29 protein-coding genes are annotated in these 24,962 nt (G+C 70.0%); 16 read left to right on the forward strand and 13 right to left on the reverse strand.

From position 1 onward, the window contains the following. Window positions 1-86: 86 nt before the first annotated feature. Window positions 87-2,696, forward strand: a complete 2,610-nt coding sequence (gene leuS, locus GN153_RS06985; protein ID WP_159901148.1) for a leucine--tRNA ligase — start codon at window positions 87-89, stop codon at window positions 2,694-2,696. A 34-nt stretch (window positions 2,697-2,730) separates the two neighbouring features. On the opposite strand, the gene lysA is transcribed toward leuS, so the two are convergent. Genes lysA through dapA form a run of 4 tightly spaced genes read right to left on the reverse strand, consistent with a single transcriptional unit; the run spans window position 2,731 to window position 6,488 of the window. Further along, on the reverse strand, window positions 2,731-3,963 hold the full coding sequence (gene lysA, locus GN153_RS06990; protein WP_159901150.1) for a diaminopimelate decarboxylase: 1,233 nt from the start codon (window positions 3,961-3,963) through the stop codon (window positions 2,731-2,733). 1 nt (window position 3,964) lies between these two features. After that, complete coding sequence (locus tag GN153_RS06995; RefSeq protein ID WP_159901152.1) at window positions 3,965-4,795, reverse strand: 2,3,4,5-tetrahydropyridine-2,6-dicarboxylate N-succinyltransferase; 831 nt, start codon at window positions 4,793-4,795, stop codon at window positions 3,965-3,967. Continuing rightward, a complete protein-coding gene (gene dapB, locus GN153_RS07000; protein ID WP_159901154.1) occupies window positions 4,792-5,553 on the reverse strand; it encodes a 4-hydroxy-tetrahydrodipicolinate reductase in 762 nt (253 codons plus the stop codon). Before dapB ends, GN153_RS06995 begins: the two co-directional genes overlap by 4 nt. Continuing rightward, entirely contained in the window at window positions 5,550-6,488 is a 939-nt protein-coding gene (gene dapA, locus GN153_RS07005) for a 4-hydroxy-tetrahydrodipicolinate synthase (protein ID WP_159901156.1), read from the reverse strand. The genes dapB and dapA overlap by 4 nt, the downstream gene beginning before the upstream one ends. A 306-nt stretch (window positions 6,489-6,794) precedes the next feature. On the opposite strand from dapA, the gene GN153_RS07010 reads away from it, so the two are divergent. Together GN153_RS07010 and GN153_RS07015 are read left to right on the forward strand one after the other, a co-directional pair. Beyond that, the gene (locus GN153_RS07010) at window positions 6,795-7,682 is read left to right on the forward strand and encodes a M48 family metallopeptidase (protein ID WP_159902216.1); all 888 of its coding nucleotides are present in this window, start codon (window positions 6,795-6,797) and stop codon (window positions 7,680-7,682) included. Between the two features lie 88 nt (window positions 7,683-7,770). Beyond that, the gene (locus GN153_RS07015) at window positions 7,771-8,268 is read left to right on the forward strand and encodes a LabA-like NYN domain-containing protein (protein WP_159901158.1); all 498 of its coding nucleotides are present in this window, start codon (window positions 7,771-7,773) and stop codon (window positions 8,266-8,268) included. Here the strand turns inward: GN153_RS07015 and GN153_RS07020 are convergent. After that, a complete protein-coding gene (locus GN153_RS07020) occupies window positions 8,265-8,456 on the reverse strand; it encodes a hypothetical protein (RefSeq protein ID WP_159901160.1) in 192 nt (63 codons plus the stop codon). The genes GN153_RS07015 and GN153_RS07020 overlap by 4 nt on opposite strands. A 138-nt stretch (window positions 8,457-8,594) precedes the next feature. On the opposite strand from GN153_RS07020, the gene GN153_RS07025 reads away from it, so the two are divergent. From GN153_RS07025 to GN153_RS07035, 3 genes are read left to right on the forward strand one after another with little or no spacing between them, the layout of a single operon-like run. Further along, window positions 8,595-9,074 carry a PUA domain-containing protein gene (locus tag GN153_RS07025; protein WP_159901162.1) on the forward strand — a complete coding sequence of 160 codons (480 nt, stop codon included), beginning with the start codon at window positions 8,595-8,597 and terminating at the stop codon, window positions 9,072-9,074. 37 nt (window positions 9,075-9,111) lie between these two features. Next, window positions 9,112-9,504, forward strand: a complete 393-nt coding sequence (locus tag GN153_RS07030) for a nascent polypeptide-associated complex protein (RefSeq protein WP_159901164.1) — start codon at window positions 9,112-9,114, stop codon at window positions 9,502-9,504. A gap of 1 nt (window position 9,505) precedes the next feature. Then, window positions 9,506-10,228, forward strand: a complete 723-nt coding sequence (locus GN153_RS07035; RefSeq protein ID WP_159901166.1) for a methyltransferase domain-containing protein — start codon at window positions 9,506-9,508, stop codon at window positions 10,226-10,228. Window positions 10,229-10,252: 24 nt separating this feature from the next. On the opposite strand, the gene GN153_RS07040 is transcribed toward GN153_RS07035, so the two are convergent. The 3 genes from GN153_RS07040 to GN153_RS07050 are packed head-to-tail and all read right to left on the reverse strand — an operon-like array spanning window position 10,253 to window position 12,011. Next, window positions 10,253-10,849, reverse strand: coding sequence for a hypothetical protein (locus GN153_RS07040; protein ID WP_159901168.1), 597 nt, complete (start codon window positions 10,847-10,849; stop codon window positions 10,253-10,255). Further along, window positions 10,850-11,173 carry a transcription factor S gene (locus GN153_RS07045; protein WP_159901170.1) on the reverse strand — a complete coding sequence of 108 codons (324 nt, stop codon included), beginning with the start codon at window positions 11,171-11,173 and terminating at the stop codon, window positions 10,850-10,852. A 31-nt stretch (window positions 11,174-11,204) separates the two neighbouring features. Continuing rightward, on the reverse strand, window positions 11,205-12,011 hold the full coding sequence (locus GN153_RS07050) for a DUF7139 domain-containing protein (protein ID WP_159901172.1): 807 nt from the start codon (window positions 12,009-12,011) through the stop codon (window positions 11,205-11,207). Window positions 12,012-12,118: 107 nt separating this feature from the next. Between GN153_RS07050 and GN153_RS07055 the strand changes: the two genes are divergently transcribed. Continuing rightward, window positions 12,119-12,412, forward strand: coding sequence for a DUF5789 family protein (locus GN153_RS07055; RefSeq protein WP_159901174.1), 294 nt, complete (start codon window positions 12,119-12,121; stop codon window positions 12,410-12,412). An 8-nt stretch (window positions 12,413-12,420) separates the two neighbouring features. Here GN153_RS07055 and nreA read toward each other — a convergent pair whose 3' ends face one another. Together nreA and GN153_RS07065 are read right to left on the reverse strand one after the other, a co-directional pair. Then, window positions 12,421-13,674, reverse strand: coding sequence for a DNA repair protein NreA (gene nreA / locus GN153_RS07060; protein WP_159901176.1), 1,254 nt, complete (start codon window positions 13,672-13,674; stop codon window positions 12,421-12,423). A gap of 202 nt (window positions 13,675-13,876) precedes the next feature. Next, window positions 13,877-14,842, reverse strand: a complete 966-nt coding sequence (locus tag GN153_RS07065) for a transcription initiation factor IIB (protein ID WP_159901178.1) — start codon at window positions 14,840-14,842, stop codon at window positions 13,877-13,879. A 120-nt stretch (window positions 14,843-14,962) separates the two neighbouring features. Here GN153_RS07065 and rnhA point away from each other — a divergent pair, with 120 nt between their 5' ends. Then, window positions 14,963-15,559, forward strand: coding sequence for a ribonuclease HI (gene rnhA / locus GN153_RS07070; protein ID WP_159901180.1), 597 nt, complete (start codon window positions 14,963-14,965; stop codon window positions 15,557-15,559). After that, the gene (locus GN153_RS07075) at window positions 15,549-16,103 is read left to right on the forward strand and encodes a DUF7108 family protein (protein WP_159901182.1); all 555 of its coding nucleotides are present in this window, start codon (window positions 15,549-15,551) and stop codon (window positions 16,101-16,103) included. Before rnhA ends, GN153_RS07075 begins: the two co-directional genes overlap by 11 nt. Here GN153_RS07075 and GN153_RS07080 read toward each other — a convergent pair. Then, on the reverse strand, window positions 16,084-16,443 hold the full coding sequence (locus GN153_RS07080; protein ID WP_159901184.1) for a PadR family transcriptional regulator: 360 nt from the start codon (window positions 16,441-16,443) through the stop codon (window positions 16,084-16,086). The two genes, GN153_RS07075 and GN153_RS07080, sit on opposite strands and share 20 nt — an antisense overlap. Before the next feature lie 183 nt (window positions 16,444-16,626). Here GN153_RS07080 and GN153_RS07085 point away from each other — a divergent pair, with 183 nt between their 5' ends. Further along, a complete protein-coding gene (locus GN153_RS07085) occupies window positions 16,627-17,157 on the forward strand; it encodes an inorganic diphosphatase (protein ID WP_159901186.1) in 531 nt (176 codons plus the stop codon). A 24-nt stretch (window positions 17,158-17,181) separates the two neighbouring features. On the opposite strand, the gene GN153_RS07090 is transcribed toward GN153_RS07085, so the two are convergent. Next, window positions 17,182-17,403, reverse strand: coding sequence for a YgaP-like transmembrane domain (locus GN153_RS07090; RefSeq protein ID WP_159901188.1), 222 nt, complete (start codon window positions 17,401-17,403; stop codon window positions 17,182-17,184). Window positions 17,404-17,603: 200 nt separating this feature from the next. On the opposite strand from GN153_RS07090, the gene GN153_RS17790 reads away from it, so the two are divergent. Then, complete coding sequence (locus GN153_RS17790; RefSeq protein WP_268893120.1) at window positions 17,604-17,726, forward strand: hypothetical protein; 123 nt, start codon at window positions 17,604-17,606, stop codon at window positions 17,724-17,726. A 79-nt stretch (window positions 17,727-17,805) separates the two neighbouring features. Continuing rightward, on the forward strand, window positions 17,806-19,149 hold the full coding sequence (locus GN153_RS07095) for an alkaline phosphatase family protein (RefSeq protein ID WP_159901189.1): 1,344 nt from the start codon (window positions 17,806-17,808) through the stop codon (window positions 19,147-19,149). A 28-nt stretch (window positions 19,150-19,177) separates the two neighbouring features. Here GN153_RS07095 and GN153_RS07100 read toward each other — a convergent pair whose 3' ends face one another. Next, the gene (locus tag GN153_RS07100; protein WP_159901190.1) at window positions 19,178-20,254 is read right to left on the reverse strand and encodes a tubulin/FtsZ family protein; all 1,077 of its coding nucleotides are present in this window, start codon (window positions 20,252-20,254) and stop codon (window positions 19,178-19,180) included. Between the two features lie 73 nt (window positions 20,255-20,327). Between GN153_RS07100 and GN153_RS07105 the strand changes: the two genes are divergently transcribed. The 4 genes from GN153_RS07105 to GN153_RS07120 are packed head-to-tail and all read left to right on the forward strand — an operon-like array spanning window position 20,328 to window position 24,940. Next, window positions 20,328-20,966, forward strand: coding sequence for a DUF7310 family coiled-coil domain-containing protein (locus GN153_RS07105; RefSeq protein ID WP_201287819.1), 639 nt, complete (start codon window positions 20,328-20,330; stop codon window positions 20,964-20,966). Further along, window positions 20,963-21,463: a DUF7311 family protein gene (locus GN153_RS07110; protein WP_159901191.1), complete on the forward strand. Its 501-nt coding sequence runs from the start codon at window positions 20,963-20,965 to the stop codon at window positions 21,461-21,463. The genes GN153_RS07105 and GN153_RS07110 overlap by 4 nt, the downstream gene beginning before the upstream one ends. Further along, complete coding sequence (locus tag GN153_RS07115; protein ID WP_159901192.1) at window positions 21,429-23,255, forward strand: type II/IV secretion system ATPase subunit; 1,827 nt, start codon at window positions 21,429-21,431, stop codon at window positions 23,253-23,255. Before GN153_RS07110 ends, GN153_RS07115 begins: the two co-directional genes overlap by 35 nt. Next, window positions 23,246-24,940: a type II secretion system F family protein gene (locus GN153_RS07120; protein ID WP_159901193.1), complete on the forward strand. Its 1,695-nt coding sequence runs from the start codon at window positions 23,246-23,248 to the stop codon at window positions 24,938-24,940. The genes GN153_RS07115 and GN153_RS07120 overlap by 10 nt, the downstream gene beginning before the upstream one ends. Window positions 24,941-24,962: the final 22 nt, after the last annotated feature.

The following is a 24,962-nucleotide window of genomic DNA, read 5'->3' on the forward strand; positions in this document are numbered from 1 at the left end:
ACGACGCCCCGCGGCGTCCGTGGCTATCCCGGAACGCCGGACCGTCGGGCGAACAATCAAATACGCGGGCCCCGCATACCGGGCAAATGCCACAGGGGTACGACCACGCGCGGGTCCAGGAGTTCTGGCAACACGCCTGGGACCGCGAGAACGTCTACGAGCTGGGCGAGGCCGCCGACCCGACCTACGTGCTGGGGATGTTCCCCTACACCTCCGGCAGCCTCCACATGGGCCACGTCCGCAACTACGCCATCACGGACGCTTACGCCCGCTACCGGCGGATGCGCGGGGATGACGTCCTCCACCCGATGGGATGGGACGCCTTCGGCCTGCCCGCCGAAAACGCCGCCTACGAGCGCTACACCGACCCCCAGTCCTGGACCGAGGCCTGCATCGAGCGGATGCGCGAGGAGATGGAGTCGCTGGGCTTTGGCTACGACTGGTCCCGCGAGGTCACCACCTGCGAGCCCGAATACTACCGGTGGAACCAGTACTTCTTCCGCCGGTTCTACGAGGAGAATCTGGTCGAGTACACCTCCGCGGCGGTGAACTGGTGTCCTGACTGCGAGACGGTGCTCGCTGACGCCCAGGTCGACGAGCACGACGGCGAGGAGGTCTGCTGGCGCTGTGAGACGCCAGTCGGCCGCCGCGAGCTCGACCAGTGGTTCTTTACGATCACCGACTACGCCGACGAACTCCTGGAGGGGCTCGAGGACCTGGAGGGGTGGCCCGACAGCGTCCGGGAGATCCAGCGCAACTGGATCGGCAGACAGGAGGGCGACGCGGTGACCTTCGAGGTGCCCGGCCACGGCGAGGTCGACGTCTTCACCTCGCGGCTGGATACTGTCTGTGGCGCGACCTACGTGGCCGTGTCGCCGGGCCACGACCTGGCGGTCTCGCTGGCCGAGGACGACGAGGACGTGGCCGCCTACCTCGAGCGGACCCGCGGAGACGGGGGGATGACCGGCGTCGAAACCGACGCGGTCGCGGTCAACCCGGTCACCGGCGCGGAAGTCCCGGTCTACGTCGCCGCCTACGTGCTCGACGACGTCGGGACCGGCGCCGTGATGGGCGTGCCGGCACACAACGACCGCGACCACGCCTTCGCGCTGGAGCACGACCTCCCGATCCGGCAGGTGGTCGAGCCGGTCGAGGGACCGGACCCCTTGCCCGGCGAGCCCTACACCGGCGAGGGGATGCTCACCGACAGCGGGGCGTACGACGGCCTCGCGAGCGCCCCCGCCCGCGAGCGCATCCGCGAGGACTTCACCGAGGTCGAGCCCGAAACCACCTACCGGCTGCGGGACTGGCTCATCTCCCGCCAGCGGTACTGGGGGACGCCGATCCCCGTCGTCCACTGCGAGGAGTGTGGCCCGGTGCTCGTCCCCGAGGAGGACCTGCCCGTCGAACTGCCCGAGTTCGTCCAGACGACCGGCAACCCGATCGAAGCGATCGACAGCTTCGTCGAGACGGAGTGTCCCGACTGCGGCCGGCCGGCGGAGCGCGAGACCGACACGATGGACACCTTCGTCGACTCCTCGTGGTACTTCCTGCGGTACCTCTCGCCGGACCTGGAGGAGGCGCCCTTCGATGCCGAACTGGCCAACGAGTGGCTCCCCGTCGACGCCTACGTCGGCGGCGAGGAACACGCGGTGCTCCACCTGCTGTACATCCGGTTTTTCGCCCGGGCGCTCGCGGACCTGGAGCTGCTCGAGCACCGCGAGCCCGTCCAGCGGCTGATCAACCAGGGGACAGTGCTCCACGGCGGCGAGAAGATGTCGAAGACGGGAGGCAACGTCGTCGCACCCCACGAGTACGGCCCCGAAACGACGAGACTGTTCGTGCTCTCGGCGGCCCACCCCGAACAGGACTTCGAGTGGACCGCCAAGGACGTCTCCACGGCCTACGACCTCCAGCAGCAGGTCCACGGGCTGGCCCAGGATTTCGTCGAGCGCGATGACGTCAGGGAAGAGCGCCGGTCCCACGACGAGTACGTCGCCCGCGAGGTCGACCGGACGGTGCTCGCGGCCGCGGAGGACTACGACCGCTTTCGCTTCCACCAGGCCGTGACGGAGGTCCGGCGGCTCGCGGACCTCCTGGGCCAGTACCGCGCCTACGACACGCCACATGAGGCAGTCTACCGGCGCGGGCTCCTGGTGCTGGCCCGCCTTATCGCCCCCATCACCCCCTATCTGGGCGAGGAGGTCTGGAACATGCTCCGGGGCGGCGGGCTGGCCGTCGAGGCCGACTGGCCGGCCGTCGAGCACGAGGTCGACTCCTTCGCCGCCGAACGGGATCTGGTGGGCACGCTGCGTGCGGACGTCCGGGACATCGTGGACGTCGCGGGCCTGGAGGACCCCGGACACATCGAGGTGGCGCTGGCCCCCGAGTGGAAGTACCGCGCCCACCGGCTGGCCCGGGAGGCCGACCCCGACGCCGCCGTCGTCGGCCTTCTGATGAACGACGAGGCCGTCGGGCGACACGGCGAGGCCGCCCAGGCCTACGCCGAGGACCTGCAGGCGAGGGCTCGCGAACTGGAGCCGGCGCTGGACGCCGACACCGAGCGCGAGGTGCTGGAGCGGGCGGCGTGGCTGCTCGACGACGAGTTCGGAGCCGACGTGACCGTCCGGCGCGCCGAGGACGGCGAGATGGCCCGGAAGGCCGAGCCCGGGAAGCCGGCGATCCACATCTCCTGAGCACGGCGCCGGCGAGCCACGACCGCTGCCGCCGCTACTGCTCCAGCCGGGTCACGTCCGCCAGCGTCTCGCGGCGCCGCACCACCCGCTCTTCCTCGCCCTCGATGGCCACCTCGGCCGGCCGGGGCTGTGAGTGGAACTGGTTTGCGAGCTCGTAGCCGTAGGCGCCGGCGTTGCCGATGGCGAGCACGTCCCCACGTTCGGGGCGCGCAATCGGTCGGTCCGTGCAGAAAACGTCGGCGCTGGTACAGCAGGGCCCGCCGACCGAGACCGGCTCGTCGGGGCGGTCGGGCGCCGAGACGTTCCGGATGTGGTGGTAGGAGTCGAACATCGCCGGCCGGATCAGCGTCGCCAGCGAGGCGTCGACGCCGACGACCGTCGTCCCGGGCGCCTCCTTGACCGTGTTGACGCGGGTCAGGATGCACTCGGCGTCCGCGACCACGTACCGGCCGGGCTCGAGTTTGAGTCGACCCGGGAGGTCGCCGACGGCCTCCCTGACCCGGCTGGCGACCTCGTCCATGTCCAGGGGCTCCTCCTCCGGGCGGTACGGGACGCCGAAGCCGCCGCCGACGTCGACGAACTCGAGGTCCGTCCCGGCGGCCGCTGCGGCCTCGCGTGCCAGGTCGGCGATGCGGGCGATAGCCTCCACGTGGTCGTCAAGGTCCTCGCGGAGGACGCCGCTGCCGACGTGGGCGTGGACACCGACAAAGTCGAACCGGTCATCGAGGTCAGCGGCCACTTCGGACACTCGGCCGGCCGGGACCCCGAACTTGGCGTCCTTGCCGGTGGCGACCTTCTCGTGGTGGCCCGTGCCGATACCCGGATTCACGCGCAGCGCGACCCGGCCGTCGTAGCCCCGCTCGGCCAGCCGGTCGAACGTATCTTCGGCGCCGCCGGTGACCGTCAGCCCGGGGTGTTCGGCCGCGAGGTCGACGGCGTAGTCCAGGTCCCGACCCGGAGGGTTGACCGCCGTGTACTGGAGCGTGTTCGGGTCCGCGCCGGCCTCGACGGCCCGCTGGAGCTCCCCGGCGGCGGCACACTCGATGTCCGCGCCCGCCTCCAGCAGCGTCTCCAGCACGGCTCGGCCGGTGTGTGCCTTCGCGGCGTACATCACGTGGGCGTCGGGGAAGGCGTCGGCGAAGCGGCGGTAGTTCGCCCGCACGCGGTCGAGGTCGAGCACGTACAGTGGCGTGGCGTGGTCCCCGGCCAGCCGGCACAGGCGCTCCTCGTCCCAGTCGGCCAGCCGGTAGGCGGGTGTCCCGGTCATCTCACTCCCGGAGCGCGTCCTCCCGTTCGGTCGCCTCCAGGGTCTCCTCCTCGACGCCCGTCGCGACGACGGCGGGCTTGTAGGCGCCGCCCTCGAAGAGGTCGTGGTCGCCGACCGAGGACTCGACGTACCGGATGAACGCGCGGCGCTCGGGCGGCAGGTGGCCGTAGACGACCTCCTCCTCGACGAGGTCGTAGACCGGGATGCGGGGGGTCAGCAGCGTGTTCTCGCCGACGACGCTGTTCTCCCCGACGACGAACCCGGAGGTGACCCGGGTCCCCGCGCCCAGCGAGACGCCGTCCTCGATGACCACGGGCGCGTCTTCGACCGGTTCGAGCACGCCGCCGATGAGCGTGTTCGCGCCGAGTTTCACGTCGGCGCCGATCTGGGCGCAGGAGCCCACCGTATCGCAGGAGTCGACGAGCGTGCCGTCGCCGACCCGCGCGCCGATGTTGACGAAGGAGGGGCTCATCATGATGACGTCCTCCCCGAGGTTCGCCCCGCGCCTGATCACGGTGCCGTCGGGCGTGTTGCGCGAGCCGCGCCCGCCCAGGTCGGCGGTGTCCGCGAGCGGGAGCACGTCGTTGTAGGTGACGCCGCCGTGCTCCCGGGCCTGGGTCTCCCGGAGCCCGAAGTTGAGCAGGATGCCCTGCTTGACCCACTCGTTCGCCTCCCACTCGCCGCCGGACTTCTCGGCGGCCCGGACGTCGCCCATCTCGAGGGCGTCGAGAAACGCATCCAGTGTCGCGTACTCGTCGCCACCGGCGTCGGCCGCCGTCAGCCCGTCCTGGTAGCGCTCCCAGAGCGTCTCGACCTCGGATTGCAGGCTCATTGGTCGTCGATCACGTCCCCGAAGGTATACCAGCCCGGATCTCTGCCGGCGAGCCAGACTGCGGCGTCGAGGGCCCCCTCGGCGAAGACCGCACGGTCCTCCGCCCGGTGGGTCAGGGTGAGCACCTCGTCGTTGTCGGCCAGCATGACCTCGTGCTCCCCGCGGACGTTCCCGGCGCGGCGGACCATCACGCCGACCTCCCCTTCGCCTTCCTCGCGGGGCTGGATCCCCTCGCGGCCGTAGACCGTCTCGAAGTCGCGGTGCTCGGCGACGGCCTCCAGGATGGTCTTTGCGGTCCCGCTGGGGGCGTCGCGTTTGCCGTTGTGGTGGGTCTCCATCAGCTCGAGGTCGTAGCCCGGCAGCGCCTCAAGCGCGGGCCCGAGCGCGCGCAGGAACGCCTGGACGCCCCGCGAGAAGTTCGTCGCCTTCAGCACCGGCGTCGCGCCGCTGGCCTCCTGGACGACCGAGAGGTGACTCTCCTCCAGCCCCGTGGTCCCGACGACGAGCGCCACGCCCTCGGCGGCACAGACCTCGGCGAGGTCCGCCGTCGATTCGGGTACGGTGAAGTCCACGACGGCGGCGGGGTCGTGCTCCCGGACAGCGCCGGCGACCTCGTCCGGTGTAACGAGCGGGACGTCGGCGTCCGTGTCCGTGTCGACGTCGACGCCGAAGGCGACCTCGACGTCGTCGCGGTCGGCGGCAGTCTCGATGACGGTCCGCCCCATCCGGCCGGCGGCTCCGCTGACCCCGACCTTCATCGGCCGGCCTCCACGACCTCGTCCGTCCCGCTGTCGCTATCCGCGGCGTCGAACGCCTCGTACTCGGCGAGCAGGGCCTCGAGGCGCTCGCGGTTTTCCTCGGTCAGGTCGGTCAGCGGCGAGCGCAGGCGCCCGGACATGTGTCCGCGGATCTCCAGAGCGGCCTTCACCGGGATGGGGTTTGTCTCCCAGAACATCGCCCGGAACAGCGGGCCGAGTTCGTGGTGGCGCTCGCGGGCCCGGTCGTAGTCGCCGGCCAGCGCGGCGTCCACGAGCGCGCTCATCCGCTCGGGTTCGACGTTCGCGGCGACGCTGATGCAGCCGGTGCCACCGACCGAGAGCACGGGGAGGGTCATCCCGTCGTCGCCCGAGAGAACGTCGAACTCCTCCGTGCGCGTGCGCTCGACGACCTCGCTGATCTGGCCGAGGTCGCCGCTCGCGGCCTTGTAGCCCGCGATGTTCTCGTGAGTGGCCAGTTCCGCGACGGTCCCGGGTTCGATGTTCTGTCCCGTCCGTCCGGGGACATTGTAGACGATCTGGGGGACGTCGACGGCGTCGGCGATGGCCCGGTAGTGGTCGAGAAAGCCCTGCTGTTCGGGCTTGTTGTAGTACGGCGAGATCAGAAGCAGGCCGTCGGCGCCGGCCTCGACCGAGCGCCGGGACAGCGAGAGGGCCTCGTCGGTGTTGTTCGAGCCGCTGCCGGCGATGACGGGGACGTCCTCCGCGGCGTCGACGACTGCCTCGACGACCTCGACGTGTTCGTCGTGGGAGAGAGTCGCGGACTCGCCGGTCGACCCCACTGGAACGAGGCCGTCGACGCCCGCCGTCTCCAGGCGGCGGACGTCGTCGCGGAGCGTCTGGAAGTCGATACTGCCGTCGTCGTGGAAGGGCGTGCACATCGCGGGGTACACGCCGCCGAAGGTGTCGTAGTCCATGTTGCTGGGGTGGAACGGTAGCGTTGAGTCAGTTGCGGTCGGTGCCGGAACGGGCCCGCGACGGGGGCGCCACGCCTGCCGCGAGCCTACCGTGACCGGCGTTTCCGTTTCGAGAAGGAGACCACGGCACGCCCGACGCTGTTCGCGCCGGTAGCGAGAACAGGGACGACGCCGTGGTGCATACGTCGGAGATCCGCGCGGAGGCGTTTATACGTTGTGTGTTGCGCCTGTCAGGAGCCGTTCACCTTTTCAACACCCGTCCCCTACCGTGGGGTGATGGTACGACACATCGGTCTGAAACTCAGGATGCTCCTCTCCGGGACCATCCTGTTTGCCCTCTACGCCGGTGCGGCGGGGCTGGCGTACCTGGCCTTCGGCCAGAGCACGTCGATACTCGCCCTGTTCGCGGTGGGGAGTGTCCTGCTGGTCGGCTTCCAGTACAAGTTCGGGAAGTGGGCCGCGCTGCGCAGCGTCGGCGCGGAAGACATGCCCGAGGAGGGACGGTATCAGGAGATCCACCACGCCGTCGAGCAGCTCAGCCGCGACATGGGCATCGACAAGCCACGGCTGATGGTCGCCGAGATGGGGATGCCGAACGCCTTCGCGGTCGGCCGGAAAGGCGCGGGCGTCGTGGTCGTCTCCCAGGAGATCATCGACCTGCTCGAGCGCGACGAGCTCGAGGGGGTGCTCGCCCACGAACTGGCCCACATCAACAACCGCGACGTGGTGATGATGCTCCTTGGACAGAGCATCGCCTCCATGGTCGGTATCGTCGTCCAGTACGTCGTCATCTTCGCGGGCGACAACCGCGGGCTGGCGGACTTCTTCATCGGGATGATCGCGGGGACCATCGCGCAGTTCCTCGTGATGATCTTCGTGTTCGCGATCTCCCGGTACCGGGAGTACGTCGCCGACAGCGACGCCGCCGAGTACACGGGCAACCCCGATGCCATGGCCCGCGCCCTGGAGAAGATCCAGCAGGGCGCCAAGGCCAAACAGGAGGCCCGCGCCGAGGCCAGGGCCAGCCGCGGTCGCGGCCGTGGCCGGGGTCGCCAGCAGCGCCAGCAAAACGACGGACTCTCCGACGAGGTCGCCGCCCTCTGTATCTTCGGCGGCGAGCGGGGGATCCTGGCGACGATCTTCGCGACCCACCCGCCGGTCGAGAAGCGCATCCAGAAGCTCCGCAGCCGCTGAGCGCCGTCCGCGGACTTCCCGCCCCCGCAACCCGCGGCCGTCGACCGCCCGACCCAAGAGGTTTGTTCGCCCCGCCAGTAGCGGGCGCATGTCCACGACACACCCCGGCCAGCGGGTCGCGGTTCTCGCCGACTCGCAGAACCTCTATCACACTGCACAGAGCCTCTACTCCAGGAATATCGACTACGCGTCACTCCTGGAGGCGGCCACGGACGGACGGACGCTGACCCGCGCCATCGCCTACGTCATCAGAGCCGACGCCCCCGAAGAGGAGTCCTTCTTCGAGGCCCTGGAGGACATCGGCTTCGAGACCCGGATCAAGGAGATCCGCACTTTCGGCGACGGCTCGAAGAAGGCTGACTGGGACGTGGGGATGAGCCTGGACGCCGTTTCGCTGGCCCCCCACGTCGACACCGTCGCGCTGTGTACCGGCGACGGCGACTTCGCCCGCCTGTGCCGGTATCTCAGACACGAGGGCGTCCGCGTCGAGGTGTTCAGCTTCGAGGAGTCGACCGCAGAGTCCCTGCGGGAAGCGGCCGGCTTCTTCACGGACATGAGCGCGGATACCTCCCGCTTTCTGCTCTAAACCGGGCGCCCGTCTTCGCCGGAGATACCGGCCAGCAGTGCGCCGGCTGCCATGACGAACATTGCCACTGCCAGGGATACCGGCGGGAGGGGCGGAACGACCCCCCCCAGGACCCCGAGCATCACGACTGACCCGGCGGCGATGAGGAAGACGCCGGCCGTCATCTGTGCCGTTCCATTGTCTGGCATGGCTCACCGTTTTTTCGGGGCGAGAATAAGTATTACCGAATCCGACGGGCTGTGGTACGATGTGACATTGTAACTCGACTGAACCTTTCCGTATTGGGGCGGCGACGCCGTTTAGTAGGGTCGGCGGGAACGGGAGGCATGACCGACGAACTGTCGACGCTCCGGACGGTCGCGACCTACCAGTTCGGACCGGGCGCGGGGGCGGCACTGGTCCCCCCGGGAGTGTCGGTGACGCACACCAGCTCCGGCCGGCCACGCCAGCTTCACACCGAGGCCGGCCGGCTGGCGACCTACGGGACGGACGGCCGGTTCACGCTCGGCGCGACCGGTGGCAGGCGGCTCCAGGCGGCCCTCGGCCGGCCCCGATACCGTGTGGTGGTCGGCGACGAGAGCCGCCCGTACGTCGCCGACGGGCGCAACGCCTTCGCGAAATTCGTTCGCGAGGTAGACCCCGGAATCCGTCCGGGCGACGAGGTACTGGTTGAGCACGAGGACGGCGACCTGGTCGCCGTGGGGCGTGCGCGGCTGTCCGGGCCGGGGATGGAGTCGTTCGGCACTGGCGTGGCCGTGGCCGTCCGCGAGGGGGTCGGGGACGGGTCGGCGGCGGACCGCGCGTAACACAGCCCTTTTTGTCGGGGCCACCCGAAGCGAGTGTATGTTCGGTGGAGGCGGCGGGGGGCTCAACTCCCGCAAAATGAAGCAGATGATGGAACAGATGGGCATCGACATCGAGGAGATCGACGCCCAGGAGGTCGTTATCACGACCCCCGACGGGAAACTGGTGTTCACCGATGCGGAAGTCCAGAAGATGGACGCCCAGGGTCAGGAGACCTACCAGGTGGTCGGCTCCCCGGAACGCCGGGATGCCGACGCTCTCGAAGCGGGCGACGGCGAAGACCCCGACAGCGAAGCGGCCGACGACGCCGGGATTCCCGACGGGGACGTCGAACTCGTCGCCCAGCGGACCGGGGCGAGCGAGGACGCTGCCCGCGAGGCGCTGGAGGCGACCGACGGCGACCTGGCGGCCGCCGTGGAGCGGCTGGAGTAGCGTGGCGCTGCTTTTCGTCCACGAGGACCGCGAGTACCTGCTGGACCCCGGCGAGACGCTGGAGACCGACCTGGGCGTGCTGGAGGTGCCAGAGGACGTCGCGGCCGGCGACACGGTCGAGACCCACCTCGGCGAGCAGTTCCGCGCCCGCGAGCTACGGGGACCGGACCTGTTTCACCACCTGGAGCGGACCGGTGCACCGATGTTGCCCCGCGACATCGGGCTCGTACTCGGGCACACCGGGGTCGGCGCCGGCGACCGCGTGCTGGATGCCGGCACCGGAACCGGGGTGCTCGCGGCCTCGCTGGGCCGCGCGGGCGCTGAGGTCGTCACCTACGAGCGCGACCCCGACTTCGCCGAGGTCGCCCGCGAGAACATGGAACTGGCGGGCGTGGCCGACCGGGTCGACGTACGGACCGGCGACGTGGCGGCCCACCTGCCCGACCTCGGCAGGTTCGAGACGGTGACACTCGACACCGCGGACGCGCCGGCGGTCGTCGAGCGGAGTCCGTCGCTACTGGTCGACGGCGGCTTCGTGGCGGTCTACTCCCCGTTCGTCGAGGCCACCCGGGAGGCCGTTGAGGCCGCGCGGCGGGCGGGGCTGGCCGAGGTCGAGACCCTGGAGACGATCCAGCGGGAGATGGAGTTCGAGGAGCGGGGCACCAGACCCTCGACGACGGGCGTCGGGCACACGGGGTACCTGACCTTCGCACGGCACGTGTAGCCGGATTCACGGGCCCCGGTCCGCTCAGCGGACGCTCCGCAGGAAGTCGAAGAAATCGTCCCGGTAGACTCGCGGCGGGGTGGAGAGGAGTTCCCCGGCACCCTCGAGCCCGAAGACGTCCGCCAGCCGTTCGGCCGGGTAGCCGCCGGTGACCACGAAGAAGTCCTCGTCGTGCCAGGCGGCGAGCCACCCCTCGACGGGGAGAGCGTACCCGCCGGAAGTGTCGACAGTGCCGGTGTAGCTGCGGGCGCGGACCCGCGAACCGTCGACCCGCAGCCGTTCCGACCGGTCACGGGAGACGCGGGAGACCCCGCGGTCCCGGAGACGCTGTTTGAAGCGCTGTCGCGCTTGCTGTCTGACCGACGGGAGCACGCTCGCGGGGAGCGTCCCGGGCGGGAGACCGGGCTCGAAGGTCAGCCGCGTCGCCGCGAAAAAGCGCAGCGTCTCGTCGTGGGGTGGGTCGGTCGCCGCGGCGAGGCCGTCACGCCCCGCGCGGTCCTCGTACCGGCGGCTCGCTCCGCGGACCGACATCGTCGGGAGCTCGAACAGCGTCTCGACGCCCTCTTCAGTCAGCTCCCAGCCGTCCGAAACCTCGACGATGGGGTACCGCGGGTCGGCCATTCAGTGGTCGTCCTCGCGCCACTTGTGGCCACACTCTGTGCAGGTGAAAAACCGGGTCTCGGACTCGTCGGCGGCGCGGATCTGCTTCATCTCGTAGCGAGCCCGGTCGTGGCCACACTCCGGACACCGGGCGCCGGTCGTCGGGCCGATGGCTTCCTCGTCAGTCTCGCTCATGTCCACGAGTTCCGTCTCCTCTTGGCCCTGGGTGGTCGTCATCGCCGCCTCCTGCTCGGTGTCGCGGGACTTCTCGAAGCCACAGCTCCCACAGACCCACCGGCCGTCCTCCGTTTTCATCATCGAGCCGCACTCGTCGCAGAATTCCATGTCCGTCCCTACCCGCCGGCCGTGTTTAATTTCACGGTTGGTCGTTTGGCTGCCACTGCTCGCAGGCGTCCATGTCGTCCATGAGTTCGTCGTGGCGGCCACAGTAGGGCGCGAGGTCACCGTCGGCGCGGACGTACTCGAAGTGGGCGCAGTTCCCGCAGTACGGGTCAGGCTGGCCGCGAGCGGTGGCCGCCTCGACCGTGTCGGGTTCGGCAGCAGGGTCGGCCACGCTTCCGCCGTCGCCCGCCGGCCGGCGGTTCGTCTGAGTCTCGACCCCGCCGTCTGGTGTCCCCGAGAGGCCGACGCCGCTCAGTCCCGGCCCAGTGTCGTCGCTCACGATACGGACCGTCCCCGCTTCGGTGACGTCGAGCCGCGCGGTCCCGCCGGGGTCGTTGCGCGTTTTGAACGTCGCGAGCCCGACGAACAGACACCAGAACGTCGCGAGCGTCCCCAGCGAGTAGACGAGGACGGTGACGACCGTCAGCGCCGGATCGACCGGGATCCACCGGTCGGGGTAGGTAAAGGCAAAGAGCGCGACGCCGAGCAGCGCGACGCTGGCGCCGATAGCCGCGAGCGCGCGGACCGTCTTCGGGGCGGGCAACACCGTGAAGATGCCGACGAACACCGCCGGGAGTCCGACGCCGGCGAGGATACCGGCCAGCTCGCGGGCCTCGTAGGTACCGAGACCGAGCAGGTCGGCAAGCCCCGTCGTGGCCACCGGGATGGCCGCGACGACCATGGCCGCGCCGAGGACGAACACGCTCGCGCCGAGCGCGCGCCGGCGGCGGTCGACGACGGCCCCGACGCCGCCGTCGTAGACGTCGGTCAGGCTGGTCATGCCATCCGGTCGGGTGCGAACCGTCAAAACTCCCCGTCAGACGGGCGTCCGACATCGCCGGGCCGCGAGTCGTAAACACTAATCGCCGCCGCCGAGAAGCCGGCGGTATGGCAGACGAGGACAGCGACGAGGAGGACGAGCCGGCCGTCGCGCTCGGCGAGGGCGAACCCGTCGAGGGCGCTCCGCTGGCCCGGATTTCCGCCCGGCTGATGTACGGCATCGAGCGAAGCACCGTCATCGAGCGGGAGGGCGAGACGACGGTCCGAACGCCCGACGGGCCACGGGAGCTTGCAGACGTGCTGGAGGACGTGGAGGAACCCTATTTCTCGACCAGACAGGAGTTCGAACACGCTGTGCAGGAGGCGGTCGGCACGGGCCCGGTCCCGACCACAGAGGAGTAGCAACCGGGTCAGAAGTCGGTCAGCTGTGACTGGACGCCAGCCACGAGTTCGGATTTTCGCCGGAGCGCGTCCAGGGAGACCGGTAGCTGCGGCGCGAGCTGTCTGACCGCGGCGTGGAAGGATTCGGCGACCGCGGGCTCGCCCTCGAAGGCGTCCCGGATCCCCTCGCGGATCTGCCAGACGCCAACCGGCGCCCAGTACTCCTCGGTGGCGTGCCGGACCACCAGACAGGTCGCCTGGCGGCCGACCGATGCCAGGTGTTCGAGCACGCCCAGCCGGGTGGCGTAGTACGCCCCTGCGGTCTCGTCGACGTAGTCGGTCCGGCCCTCGTAGGACTCGCTGTCGGCAGCCATGTAGTAGGCGCCGTCGGGCTCGGGATTCCAGACACTTCCCGGCGCCTTGAGTTCGACGAGCTCGAACTCCCAGTTGCCCGGTGCCAGGACCACCCAGTAGTCGTTGCCGAGGTAGGCGTTGTGCCAGACCTGGACCTCGTCGACCGAGGGCGACGACCGGACCTGCCCGCGGAGGTACTGACCGACGGTGTCGTCGACGGCAGTGATCGACCACCGGGTTGGAACGAGCCGTCGATTCCGGCCCTGCCCGAGCGCACCCGCCGAGAGGATGGTGTTGATGTCGTAGACGTCGAAGTCCCGCCGGTAGAGGTAGGTGATGGCGCCCTCGGCCTGCCAGTCGTCGTCCTCCAGGGTCTTCTCGACCGGCCGGGGGACGTGAGGATTCTCCGCCAGGTCAGCGGAGGTCGCGCGGGCCCGGGGTCCGGTCGGGGTCTGGATGTCGTCGAGCGTCAGGTCCAGGTCGGGCTCGTCGCTCAGTCCGACTTCCACGTCCACGGGGTGGTCGGCAATGGCGACTTCGCGCTGGACGCCGACGAACCCGTCCCACACGTCGGTGACATCGACGCCAGTCGAGCGGGTGGAGTTCAACAGTCCCGTCCGGCGCTGGAGGACGTCGTTGATGTCGAGTCCCTCCCGGTACCAGTGGCCGCCGGTCGCGTAGCTTCCGGGGTCGGCCTCCCGGTCCATCGGGGAAAGGAGTCCGGTCGAGACGTTCGGGTAGTCCGACCGGCCGACGAAGATCTCGGGGGCCGTCGCGCCGAACAGCGAGTCACCCTGAACGGTTTCCTGAAACTGCCGTTCGACCTCGTCGAGGTAGTCCGTGATCTCGTAGGATTTCTCCCGGGCCAGTCGCCGGCGCTCGGCGGCCTCGTCGCGCTCGAAATCCTCGATGAACTCCCCGAGTCGCATCTACCAGGGCTACGGGGGAGTGGATGATGAATCTAACCCAGTGGACGCAGGCGTCGACGCCGGTCGGGCGGGTAGAGCGAACAGGCGACACGGCTGCCTGCGAGGCGGTGTGTCGCACGACCGCGTGCCGCCCCGCAGCGACGGTCACATGTGCGGGGCTGGTCGCGGTATCGCCGATAAATGTGGGGGCGAGGAGACGTCCTCAGCTGTGGATGCCCATCGCCTCGATCTGCTCCTGGTACCGGTTCCGGATGGTGACTTCCGTCACCTGGGCGACATCGGCGACTTCGCGCTGTGTCTTCTTCTCGTTACAGAGCAGCGAGGCAGCGTAGATCGCGGCCGCGGCGTAGCCGGTCGGTGATTTCCCCGACAGCAGTCCCTCCTCGGCGGTCGTCTCGATGATCTCGTTTGCCTTGGTCTGGACTTCCTCTGAGAGTTCGAGTTCTGAGCAAAAGCGCGGGACGTACTTCTTGGGGTCGACCGGCTCCATCTCCAGACCCAGCTCCTGGGAGATGTAGCGGTAGGTGCGTCCGATCTCCTTGCGCTCCACCCGCGAAACGTCGGAGATCTCTTCGAGGCTTCGGGGGATCCCCTCCTTCCGGCAGGCGGCGTACAGCGCGGAGGTGGCGACGCCCTCGATCGAGCGACCCCGGATGAGGTCCTCGTCGAGCGCGCGCCGGTAGATGACGGAGGCGACCTCCCGGACCGACCGCGGGACGCCGAGCGCGGAGGCCATCCGGTCGATCTCAGAGAGGGCAAACTGGAGATTCCGTTCGCCCGCGTCCTTCGTCCGGATCCGTTCCTGCCACTTCCGGAGGCGGTGCATCTGGCTTCGCTTTTTCGAGGAGATAGACCGGCCGTAGGCGTCCTTGTCCTTCCAGTCGATGGTCGTCGTCAGCCCCTTGTCGTGCATCGTCTGGGTCGTCGGTGCCCCCACCCTCGATTTCTCCTGTCGTTCCTGGTGGTTGAAGGCTCGCCACTCCGGCCCCGGGTCGATGTTCTCCTCCTCGACGACGAGGCCACAGTCGTCGCAGACGAGCTCACCCCGGTCGGAGCTCTTGATGATGTTGTCCGACCCACACTCCGGACAGTCGCGGACACCCTCGGTCTCGTCCTGGTCGGTCTCGGACTCGCGCTCGCGCTCCCGCTGGCGGCTGGACCGTGTCATCGCTCTTTTATAGTAGTATTTCCGAGCCACTTAAACCCTCGGTCAAATATCTTTCGGCTTCCGTCGTCGTCGTGAGGACACAACGACAGCCCCTTTGCGGTTCCGGCCGGACTGAGCGGCGTGCCAGTCATCGACTGCGACCCCGAGACCGCTCGCCAGCGTCTCCGCGAGGCGGGCGTCGAGGTCCAGCCCGGAAACACCGACCACGAACGGTGGCGCGCGGCCTACGCCGGGGCGACCGCCGTCGCGTACGACGGCAAGGTCGTCGTTCAGGGCGGCGACACCGCGCGCCTGGAGGGGCTGGTCCGGCCCACCTCGAACGGGCGCGCGCACGTCTACTTTGACGGCGCCGCCCGCGGGAATCCCGGCCCGGCGGCCGTCGGGTACGTCGTCGTGACCGACGGCGGCATCGTCGCGGAAGGCGGCGAGACCATCGGCCGGGCCACGAACAACCAGGCGGAGTACGAGGCGCTGGTTCGGGCGCTGTCGGTCGCCGCCGACCACGGCTTCGACGAGGTGGTCGTGCGCGGGGATTCGGAGCTCATCGTGAAACAGGTGCGCGGGGAGTACGACGTCAACGACCCCGAACTCCGTGAGTATCGGATACAGGCGCGGGAACTGCTGGCGGAGTTTTCGGAGTGGTCGATTTCGCACGTACCGCGGGAGATAAACGACCGGGCGGACCAACTGGCAAACGAAGCACTCGATGACGCCTGATACGGTCCCGGAAGAGACGGAAACGAGAGTGGAGCAACTCACGCGGCGAGCCCGCGCGGCGGCCGACGAGCGCGAGGCGGCGGCGTACCGCGAGGAGCGCGAGGAGCTGCTGGCCGAGCACGGCTACACCGCGCGGGTCCGCGAAGAGGAGCGGGCCGTGCTCGTCCTCCACCCGGCGGAGTGGGTCGAAGACGGGACAGTCCACCCCGACCGGATAGACGACATCGACCGCGGGATAGAGATCCCCCTGGAGGGACCCGGCGAGGATGCGGAGTGGGAGGTGGTCGCGGAACACAACCGCGAGGTTGTCGAGGCCGTGCGGGAGGAACACGGGGCCGTCCACGGGGCCAACGCGGAGGCGCTCGCGGAGTTCTGCAACAACCACTACGCGAAGCCGGTCGAGAAGCTCTCTGCCGACGAGCGCGAGGAGTTCCTGACGGAGTACTACCGGCGGAACGTCTGGCCGACCGACGAGCAGAAAGCGGTGGTCGAGGAGTCGGTGTCGCTGGCAGTCGAGGCGGCGTCTACCGGGCAGCCTCGATGAGGTCTTCCAGGTCGGCCGCGCGCTCCTCGTCGGTGACGACCTTCGAGAACGTCCAGGAAAGCTGGTCGAGAAGCGCCTGGTAGCCCTCCTCGGTCAGCGCGTACTGGTTGGTCCGCTTGTCGAGTTCGCTCTTCTCGACCAGCCCCATCTCCACGAGGTCGTCGAGGTTCGGGTAGAGGCGGCCGTGGTTTACCTCCGAGTCGTAGTAGGTCTCGAGTTCGCGCTTGATCGCGAGCCCGTACCGGGCCTCCTCGGCCAGGATCGTCAGGATGTTCTGCTGAAACGCTGTCAGCTCGCGCGCGATGCCGGGACTGTCGGGAACTGTTTGTGCCTCTGACATAGTGAAATTCAGGTCATAATCGTATTTAACGCTTGTTAAATCTCCGAGACGTTCTCGGGGGCAGATACGGAGGTTCGGCCACTGTTCTCCCCATTGGGTGGTGATATTCACAGGTGATATCCAACCCGGCGGCGCCCGCCGAGACCGAAAGTAGTTTTTCGAGCGGCGACCGAGCGCGAGACGATGGTGAACCTCTGGGAAGACCTCGAGACCGGCCCGAACCCGCCCGAAGAGATCTACGCCGTCGTCGAGTGTCTGAAAGGCGAGCGCAACAAATACGAGTACGACAAGGACCTCCCCGGCGTCGTGCTGGACCGGGTACTCCACAGCAACGTCCACTACCCCTCCGACTACGGCTTCATCCCGCGGTCCTACTACGACGACGAGGACCCCTTCGACGTGCTCGTGCTGGTCGAGGACCAGACGTTCCCGGGCTGTGTCATCGAGGCCCGCCCGGTCGCGCTGATGAAGATGGACGACGACGGCGAGCAGGACGACAAGGTCATCGCCGTCCCGAGCGAGGACCCCCGCTGGGACCACATCGAGGATATCGACGACATCCCCCAGCAGACCCTCGACGAGATAGACGAGTTCTTCGCGACCTACAAGAACCTCGAGGAGGGCAAGGAAGTCGAGACGCTGGGGTGGGAAGACAGGGCGGCCGCGAAAGAGGCCATCGAGCACGCGATGGACCTCTACGAGGAGAACTTCTGAGCTGCTGTCGCCGCTGAACGGCACTCAGCAGGTCTCGCCGCAAGTATCGACCCCGAGCAGCCGGTTCAGCAGACACCGCTGTGTGAGCGCGTTGAACAGGAGCCCGGCAGCGCCCGCCAGTGCCACCAGGGCCACCGGCCGCCCGACCGCATCTGCAAGGAGACCAGCGAGCGCCACGGCCAACAGCACCGCCCCGGCGACGAACCGGACCTGTCTGTCCAGTCCGCCGACGTTCTTCTCGAACATACCCGGACCACGTACGCGATCCACTTCAACGCCGTCACGACCCCCGAAGCGGCTCAACGCCGTCAACCCTCCGGGCTGGAAGCCCCCCTGTGGCCCCCCGCAGCGGCCCGGAGATATGCTCCCGGGTTATACCGGCAGGCGTTGCCGATGAATTATGATTATGGGTAATTACTTGAACGTCAAGCGGGTAGTGAGGGGTGATGGCAGCGAGACACCCCCCGGTGGGTATCGCCCACCCCACGGTCGTCCCGGAGAACTTCGACCCCGAACGCCCGGAGCACGAGGGCGAAGGCGGGGGCGAGAGTCAGCCCGAAGGTAACTGAGTATTGCCGCGACCCCCGACAGACCCCCGGGCGGGGCCGCATGACGAACCTTCTTGTCCCCCACGCCAGTATGGAGGGTATGGGTCTGTTCGACCGACTCCGCGGCGACGAGGGCCCCCGAGTCGCCTTTTTTGGTATCGACGGCGTGCCGTTCAGTCTCCTCGACGACCACCCGGGCGAGTTCGAGCACCTCGCCGCGCTCGCCGAGGAGGGCAGCGCGGGAGCGATCGACAGTATCGTCCCGCCGGAGTCGAGCGCCTGCTGGCCGTCGCTGACGACCGGCGTCAATCCCGGCGAAACCGGCGTCTACGGCTTCCAGGACCGCGAGAACGGCTCCTACGACACGTACGTCCCGATGGGCCGTGACGTCCAGGCCACGCGCCTCTGGAAGCGGGTGACCGACGCCGGCCGGGACGCGACCGTGATGAACGTCCCCGTCACCTTCCCGCCCGAGGAGGACGTCCAGCGGATGGTCTCGGGCTTTCTCTCGCCGGGCATCGACCGGGCCGCCCAGCCCGAGGAACTCCGGACCCGACTGGACGGCCTCGACTACAAGATCGACGTCAACGCCAAGCTCGGCCACGCCGACGACAAGTCCGATTTCATCGAGGATGCCCACGAGACCCTGGATGCCCGCTTCGAGGCGTTCAAACACTACATCCGGGAGGACGACTGGGACCTCTTTTTCGGCGTCTTCATGACTACCGACCGGGTCAATCACTTCCTGTTCAGAGACTACGCGGAAGGCGGCGAGTACCACGATGACTTTATCGACTTCTACCGGAAGGTCGACCGGTATCTCGGCGAGTTGCGGGGGCTGCTCGACGACGACACGACGATGATGGTCGCCTCCGACCACGGCTTCACGACCCTGGAGTGGGAGGTCCACCTCAACGAGTGGCTCCGCCAGGAGGGGTGGCTCTCCTACGACGGCGACGACCACGAGGAACTGGACGACATCGCCGAGGAGACCCGCGCCTACTCGCTCATCCCCGGCCGCTTCTACATCAACCTCGAGGGTCGCGAACCACGGGGCAGCGTCCCCGAAGCCGACTACGAAGCGGTGCGGGACGAACTCAGGGCGGAACTCGAGGCCCTGGAGGGACCAGACGGTACCCCAGTCGCCGACCGCGTCGAGACCAAAGAAGAGGCCTACCGGGGCGCTCACGCGGACATCGCGCCGGACCTCACCGTGATCCCGAACCACGGCTTCGACCTCAAGGCCGGCTTCAAGGGCAGCGACGAGGTCTTCGACACCGGTCCGCGAAACGGGATGCACAGCTTCGATAACGCCTGTCTGTTCGTCGACGACCCCGAAGCGTCGGTCAGGGATGCGGACCTCTACGACGTCGCCCCGACGATCCTCTCGCTGATGGAGGTCGACTACGACCGCTCCGAGTTCGACGGCGCGAGCCTGGTCTGAATCCGGCCTACCGTGCCGTCGCCGCGGCTCAGAACAGGTCGTCGAGGTTCTCGTCGAACATCTCCTCGGTCGTCGGCCCCTCACCCTCGGCGCTCGCGCTGGCCTCGCGGGCCCGCTCCATGAACTCCTCGACCCGACGGGACCGCTCGACCCCACAGAGCAAGACGAGCGCGGCGAGACGGTCGCTATCGAGCGGAAAGTCACCGCCGCGGACCTGGAGGCTGCCGGTCTCTTCCTCGACCCACGAGCGGGCGCGCTCGACGCCCTTCCGGGAGATCCGCTCGGGCCGGCCGGCGATGACCAGAAGCGCCGCCTCCGCCTCAACGGCGTCGGGCAGGCTCATGCTCGTCAGGAGGGCGTTGCGCGTGAGGCTCGTGATGGTGTTGACGTTCTCGGCGGCGTCCTCGCTGGCTTCGGCGGTGGCGTACCCGAGGCTGGCGATCCCACCCTCCCGGAGGGTGTTGATGATCTCCGAGGAGTCGACGACGCTCTCGCCGACGCCCTCGACGGCTTCGCCGGAGGCCAGCAACACCCCGACTCGCTGGGCGATCTGGCGGTTGATCGCGTCGAACCCCTCTTGGACGCTCTCGCCGCTCTCCCGCCAGGCGTCGTTGTCGATGAGGAGGGCCGCATCCGCCTCGCGGGTCACGGTCTTCAGCGAGCGGCCGGCGTTGGCCTGGTAGATACCCCCCTCGTCGCGACCCGGCAGGACGCCGAGCACGTAGATCGGGATGTCGTAGATGCGGCCGAGTTCGCGCGCCAGCGCCGGTGCGCCGCCGCTTCCAGTGCCGCCGCCGAGACCGGCGACGACCATGACCGCCTCCGTCTGCGAGGTGATCCGGCCGTCGAGTCCGTCCATCACCTCGGTGGCCTCGCTCTGCATGATCTCGGCGCCGAGCTCGTTGTCGCCGCCGACGCCGTGGCCCTTCACGCGGTCCTGGCCGATGAGCATCGTGTCGATGTCCAGCGACTGGAGGTCCGCCTCCGCGGTGTTGACCGCGAAGGCGCTCTGGACCGCGCAGAAGTCCATCTCGTAGTCGAATTCGGCGATGGCCTGGGCCACCTTCCCGCCGGCCTGGCCCACACCGATCAGGGCGACTCTCATGACCGGGTGTTGTCACACTGGTTCATGAACGTTTGCCCCAGTACTTAAACCGGATCGGGGGGCCACCCGGCGTATGGACGACCAACTCGAAGAGCGGGTCGCCACGCTCGAACGCGCGGTCACCGACGGCGAGGGCGACCCCGCCGCGCTCGCCGACGCGGCCGTCACCGCCGAACGGCTGGATGACCTCGAGACGGCAGCCGAGGACCTGGAGGACCGGGTTGCCGAACTCGAGGCAGCGACGCAGGCGCTGCGCGGGTACGTCGGCGAGGTCCGCTCGGTGAACCGGGAGGTCGAGGAACGGGCCGACCTGGCGCTCTCCCGGGTCGAGGACCTGGCCGGCGGGTCGAACACCTCTGGCGACACCCGCGACGAACCGGCCGAACGGAGCCCGCGGAACGTCGGTGAGGGCTCACGGCGTCGCGAGCGCTGTGGCCGGTGCGGCCAGCCGACCGACGGCGAGCCGGGGACAGGTGGTGAGTCCGCAGCGGCGGCTCCCGGTCCGCGGCAGGAAGAGTCCCCGGAGCCGACCGGCGGCGACCGGCCGAACGCCGCAGCGCTCGACGGGGGGTCGTGGGACCCCGGCGCTTCCAGGAGCCCGGGAGCGTCCTGGGCCGGGAGCGGGCCCTCTGGCTCGCGGGAAGGCGGTGGGCAGGCCGGTGAGGGAAGCGGAGCGGACGGGCCCATCGCCCGGCTCCGGAAGCTGCTGTGATCCGGGCGGTACTCGCCGTCGCGCTCACCGCCGCGCTGCTCGGCGTCTCCCTCCCCGTCGTCGAGGAGGCGGGGCGGACCCACAGCGACGCGCGGGTGGCGAGTGAACTCGACCGGGTGGAGTCTGCGGCCCGGGCACTCCGTGCGGGGTCGACGGCCACGGCGCGCGGTCCGGCCGCCAGGCGGACGCTGACGCTCTCCCTGCCCGAGCGGACGTGGGCCCACCCCGGCCTGGCTCGGCTGACCGTGCCGCCTCCAGGGGGACGCGGCAGCGTGACGTGGCGCGTCGAGGGTGGGGCCGAGCGCGACCGGCGACTCCTCGGCGGCGACGTCGTCGGTCCGCCCGGCGGGCTCACGCTCCGGGAAGGTGGCAGCAGGGAGGTGGTGCTTCTGCTCCGCCCGGAGGGGGTGGTCGAGGTCCGGCGGCTGAGTTTTATCACCGAACGCGGGAGCACCGCGGCACATGGGACTCCGAGCGTTGCTGTCGGGCGCGGATGAGTCCGGCTGTGGGTGTCGACCCCGGTTCGAGGACGACCGGCTGGTCGTCGATGCCGACGGCTGCGACGGGGCGGGCCGGCTGGAGCGTGAGCCCGACTGCCGCGCGACCGCGGTCTCCGCTCTCGCCGGGCGGGACGCCGATACGGTCCTGACGCGAGCGGCCGGCGTCGAGCGCGCGTACACCGGACAGGCGGGCGCACTCCTCGTCGCCGCTGGCCGGTTCCTCGAGCGGGTCCGGATCCACGACGAACGGCTCGCCGACCGCGTTCGGCGCGACCCGCTGGGAGCCGCCCGCGAGGCGACGGGCCGGGCGGACACCACCGCCGACATCGCCGCGGAAGCCGGGCTCGCCGAGGTCGCGGCGGCCGCCGGCGGTACGGCGACTGCGCTCGCTCCCGTCGAGGGACTCGCCGTCAGCCGCTGGCGGGTCGACCGGTCGGTCCCCGGCGCCCCCCTCGAGGAGCGGAGGGACCTGGAGACCGGCGGGACCGTCCGCTGCTACCGCCGGGAAAGTACCTGGAAGTACCACCTCCAGCCGGCCGGCCAGCGGCTCGACGACGGCGAGACCGCCACGCTCGCCGCGGCGGCGGAGCGCTTTGCCGCCACGGGCAGCGAGCGGACGCCGCGGGCGGCGGTCGAGGCAGTCGCCGACGGCGTTCGGGGCGAGGCCGTCGAGCGGGTCGCTGCCGTCCTCGCGAAACACACCCGCGGATACGGGCTGTTGGAGGACCTGTTCGCCGACCCCGCGGTGAGTGACGTCTACGTGACTGCGCCGGCGACCGCGAACCCGGTCCGGGTCGTGGCGGACGGGCGGGCCATGCGGACGAACCTCCGGCTCACCGACGGCGGCATCAACGCCCTCGCCTCGCGGTTCCGTCGGGAGAGTGGCCGGGCGTTCTCGCGGGCCGCCCCGACCCTCGACGCCGCAATCGATGTCGGCGACCGGCAGGTCCGCGTCGCCGGACTCCGGCCGCCGGCCAGCGACGGGCTGGCCTTCGCGTTCCGGGCACACGACCCGGAGACCTGGCGGCTGGACGACCTGGTCGACAACGGGACCGTCCCTCCCGGAGCCGCGGCGGTGCTCTCGCTGTGCGTCGAGCGGGGCCGGTCGCTGCTTCTCGCGGGCGCCCGCGGGGCCGGGAAGACCACGATGCTCGCCGCGCTGCTGTGGGAACTCCCGGCGGACGTTCGGACGGTGACCATCGAGGACACGCCTGAGCTGCCCGTCGAGGCGTTGCAGGCGGCCGGCCGGGACGTCCAGGCGCTCCGGACGGGGGCGGATGGCGGCGAGATACCGCCCCCGGAGGCGCTCCGGACCGCGCTCCGGCTTGGCGACGGGGCGCTCGTCGTCGGCGAGGTCCGCGGCGAGGAGGCGAGTGTCCTCTACGAGGCAATGCGCGTCGGGGCGACAAGCGAGGCGGTCCTCGGCACCGTTCACGGCGACGGCGCCACGGCCGTCTACGAGCGGGTCGTCGAGGACCTCGGCGTCGCGCCCGCGGCCTTCGGGACGACCGACCTCGTCGTGACACTCGAGGCCGCTCCCGACGGACGGCGGGTCAGCCACATCGAGGAGGTGACCGGCGGCGATCGGCCGGGGTTCGAACCGCTGTACGCCGTCGGCGACGGCGGCCTCTCGTCGACCGGCCGTATCGAGCGCGGAAACAGCCGCGTCGTCGCCGCGCTCGCACGCCCCGGAGACACCTACGGGGACGTCAGAGCTCGCCTGGAGGAGCGTACCGCGCGGTTCGCGAAGCGAGCCGACACGGCAGACGGGAGCCGACCGTGGGACTGACTGGTCGCCTGGCCGGGCTGTACCCCCTGGAGGTAGACCCGGGGCCTGAGTTCCGGCGCGCTGTCCGGTTTCTCGGCGTCGGCCCCCGGCCGTCGGAGATGCTCGCGGCGGGGTACGTCCTCTCCGGACTGGTCACGCTCGCGCTTGCGGGGGTTTCCCTCCTGTTTCCCGCGGGGTTGCGTCCCGCGGGGCTGCTGGCCGCGCTGGCCTGCGGGCTGGCGGGCTCGGCCGCCGCAGGGTGGCTCCCGCGGCTGTTCGCGACCGCCCGACGGACGCGGAACCTGGGTGCGGCCCCGGACCTCGTCGCGCGTGCGGCCCTGCGGATGCACGTCACACCGGCGCCCGAGCGAGCCGCTGCCTTCGCCGCCGAGACCGGCGAGAGCGGGCTCGCGGCGAGTCTGGAACGCCACGTTCGGGCCGCCGGGCCGACCGGCGACGCTGGACTGGAGTCGTTCGCGGGCGAGTGGGAGGAGTGGTTCCCGTCGCTGGGCCGTGCGCTCGCGCTCGTCGAGGCCGCTGGCTCGGTTCCACCCGACCGCCGCGGAGACGTCCTGGACCGTGCACTGGATGCGGTCCTGGAGGGCGTCCGGACCCGGACACAGGAGTACGCGAGACGTATCACCGGCCCGGCGACCGCGCTGTACGCCTTCGGCGTGCTGTTGCCGACGGCCCTCGTCGCGCTCCTCCCCGCTGCCCGGACTGCCGGGCTGGCGGTGACGCCGCTCTCGGTGGCCGTCGTCTACGACCTCGCCGTCCCGTTAGTGGTCGTCGCGGCCGGTGCCTGGCTTCTCGCCCACCGCCCGGTTGCGTTCCCGCCGCCGCGGGTGACGCCCGCACACCCGGCGGTAGAGAACGCCATCAGCAGACGGACTGCCCTCCTGTTCGGAGGGGGCGCGGCCGTCCTCGGCTGGCTGACCGCGGCGCGGGTCGCGCCGGGCTGGGGCCCGCCGCTGGTCGCCGTGGGCTGGGGGGTCGGAGGGCCCCTCTGGCTGTATTTCCGTCCCGTGCGGGGCGTGCACGAGCGGATCCGGGCGGCCGAGCGGGAACTCCCCGACGCGCTCGCGCTGCTGGGCCGGCGGGTGGCTGCCGGGGAGAGCATCGAGCGGGCGGTCGAGGCCGCGAGCGAGGACGTCGGCGGCCCGGTTGGAGAGACGCTGGCCGACGGTGCACGCCGCCAGCGGCGCCTCCAGGTCGGGGTCGAGGGGGCGTTTCTCGGCCAGCGAGGCGTGCTCGGACACCTCCCGAGCCAGCGGCTGCGGGCGAGCTTCTCGATGGTCGCGCTCGCGGGCCGCGAGGGACGGCCTGCCGGCCGAGCGCTCCTCTCGCTGTCCGAGCACGTCGGCCAGCTCCAGCGCGTCGAGGCGGACGCCCGGGCGGAGCTCGACAGCGTCTGCAACACGCTCCGGAGCACGGGCACCACCTTCGGGCCGCTCGTGGCCGGCGCGACCGTCGCACTCGCGGCAGGGATGACCGGCGGCGGCTTCATCGGCGGGTCGGGAATGCCGTGGCTGGGCGGTGTCGTCGGCGTCTACGTCATACTCCTCGCCGCGCTGTTGCCCGCGCTCGCGGTCGGGCTCGAGCGGGGCTTCGACCCGTCGCTCGTAGGTCACGCGGTCGGGCGCGCGCTGTGTGTGGCCGTCGCGGTCTACCTCGCGAGTTACGCGTTCGTCGGCGGCCTCGCCTGACGTTTATCACCGAAGGCGTGAC

Source organism: Salinirussus salinus, from assembly GCF_009831455.1.
Classification (GTDB): Archaea; Halobacteriota; Halobacteria; order Halobacteriales; family Haloarculaceae; genus Salinirussus; species Salinirussus salinus.

Coding starts and splice junctions, on each gene's coding strand:
- GN153_RS07045 (WP_159901170.1), bottom strand. CDS start 11,173: ATGGAATTCTGCGACGAGTGCGGCTCGATGATGAAAACGGAGGACGGC.
- GN153_RS07085 (WP_159901186.1), top strand. CDS start 16,627: ATGGTGAACCTCTGGGAAGACCTCGAGACCGGCCCGAACCCGCCCGAA.
- GN153_RS07010 (WP_159902216.1), top strand. CDS start 6,795: ATGCTCCTCTCCGGGACCATCCTGTTTGCCCTCTACGCCGGTGCGGCG.
- lysA (WP_159901150.1), bottom strand. CDS start 3,963: ATGACCGGGACACCCGCCTACCGGCTGGCCGACTGGGACGAGGAGCGC.
- GN153_RS07100 (WP_159901190.1), bottom strand. CDS start 20,254: ATGAGAGTCGCCCTGATCGGTGTGGGCCAGGCCGGCGGGAAGGTGGCC.
- leuS (WP_159901148.1), top strand. CDS start 87: ATGCCACAGGGGTACGACCACGCGCGGGTCCAGGAGTTCTGGCAACAC.
- GN153_RS07115 (WP_159901192.1), top strand. CDS start 21,429: ATGGGACTCCGAGCGTTGCTGTCGGGCGCGGATGAGTCCGGCTGTGGG.
- nreA (WP_159901176.1), bottom strand. CDS start 13,674: ATGCGACTCGGGGAGTTCATCGAGGATTTCGAGCGCGACGAGGCCGCC.
- GN153_RS07075 (WP_159901182.1), top strand. CDS start 15,549: ATGACGCCTGATACGGTCCCGGAAGAGACGGAAACGAGAGTGGAGCAA.
- GN153_RS07015 (WP_159901158.1), top strand. CDS start 7,771: ATGTCCACGACACACCCCGGCCAGCGGGTCGCGGTTCTCGCCGACTCG.
- GN153_RS07095 (WP_159901189.1), top strand. CDS start 17,806: ATGGGTCTGTTCGACCGACTCCGCGGCGACGAGGGCCCCCGAGTCGCC.
- GN153_RS07090 (WP_159901188.1), bottom strand. CDS start 17,403: ATGTTCGAGAAGAACGTCGGCGGACTGGACAGACAGGTCCGGTTCGTC.
- GN153_RS07080 (WP_159901184.1), bottom strand. CDS start 16,443: ATGTCAGAGGCACAAACAGTTCCCGACAGTCCCGGCATCGCGCGCGAG.
- GN153_RS07040 (WP_159901168.1), bottom strand. CDS start 10,849: ATGGCCGACCCGCGGTACCCCATCGTCGAGGTTTCGGACGGCTGGGAG.
- GN153_RS07020 (WP_159901160.1), bottom strand. CDS start 8,456: ATGCCAGACAATGGAACGGCACAGATGACGGCCGGCGTCTTCCTCATC.
- GN153_RS06995 (WP_159901152.1), bottom strand. CDS start 4,795: ATGAGCCTGCAATCCGAGGTCGAGACGCTCTGGGAGCGCTACCAGGAC.
- dapA (WP_159901156.1), bottom strand. CDS start 6,488: ATGGACTACGACACCTTCGGCGGCGTGTACCCCGCGATGTGCACGCCC.
- GN153_RS07065 (WP_159901178.1), bottom strand. CDS start 14,842: ATGACACGGTCCAGCCGCCAGCGGGAGCGCGAGCGCGAGTCCGAGACC.
- GN153_RS17790 (WP_268893120.1), top strand. CDS start 17,604: ATGGCAGCGAGACACCCCCCGGTGGGTATCGCCCACCCCACGGTCGTC.
- GN153_RS07050 (WP_159901172.1), bottom strand. CDS start 12,011: ATGACCAGCCTGACCGACGTCTACGACGGCGGCGTCGGGGCCGTCGTC.
- GN153_RS07055 (WP_159901174.1), top strand. CDS start 12,119: ATGGCAGACGAGGACAGCGACGAGGAGGACGAGCCGGCCGTCGCGCTC.
- GN153_RS07030 (WP_159901164.1), top strand. CDS start 9,112: ATGTTCGGTGGAGGCGGCGGGGGGCTCAACTCCCGCAAAATGAAGCAG.
- dapB (WP_159901154.1), bottom strand. CDS start 5,553: ATGAAGGTCGGGGTCAGCGGAGCCGCCGGCCGGATGGGGCGGACCGTC.
- GN153_RS07105 (WP_201287819.1), top strand. CDS start 20,328: ATGGACGACCAACTCGAAGAGCGGGTCGCCACGCTCGAACGCGCGGTC.
- GN153_RS07025 (WP_159901162.1), top strand. CDS start 8,595: ATGACCGACGAACTGTCGACGCTCCGGACGGTCGCGACCTACCAGTTC.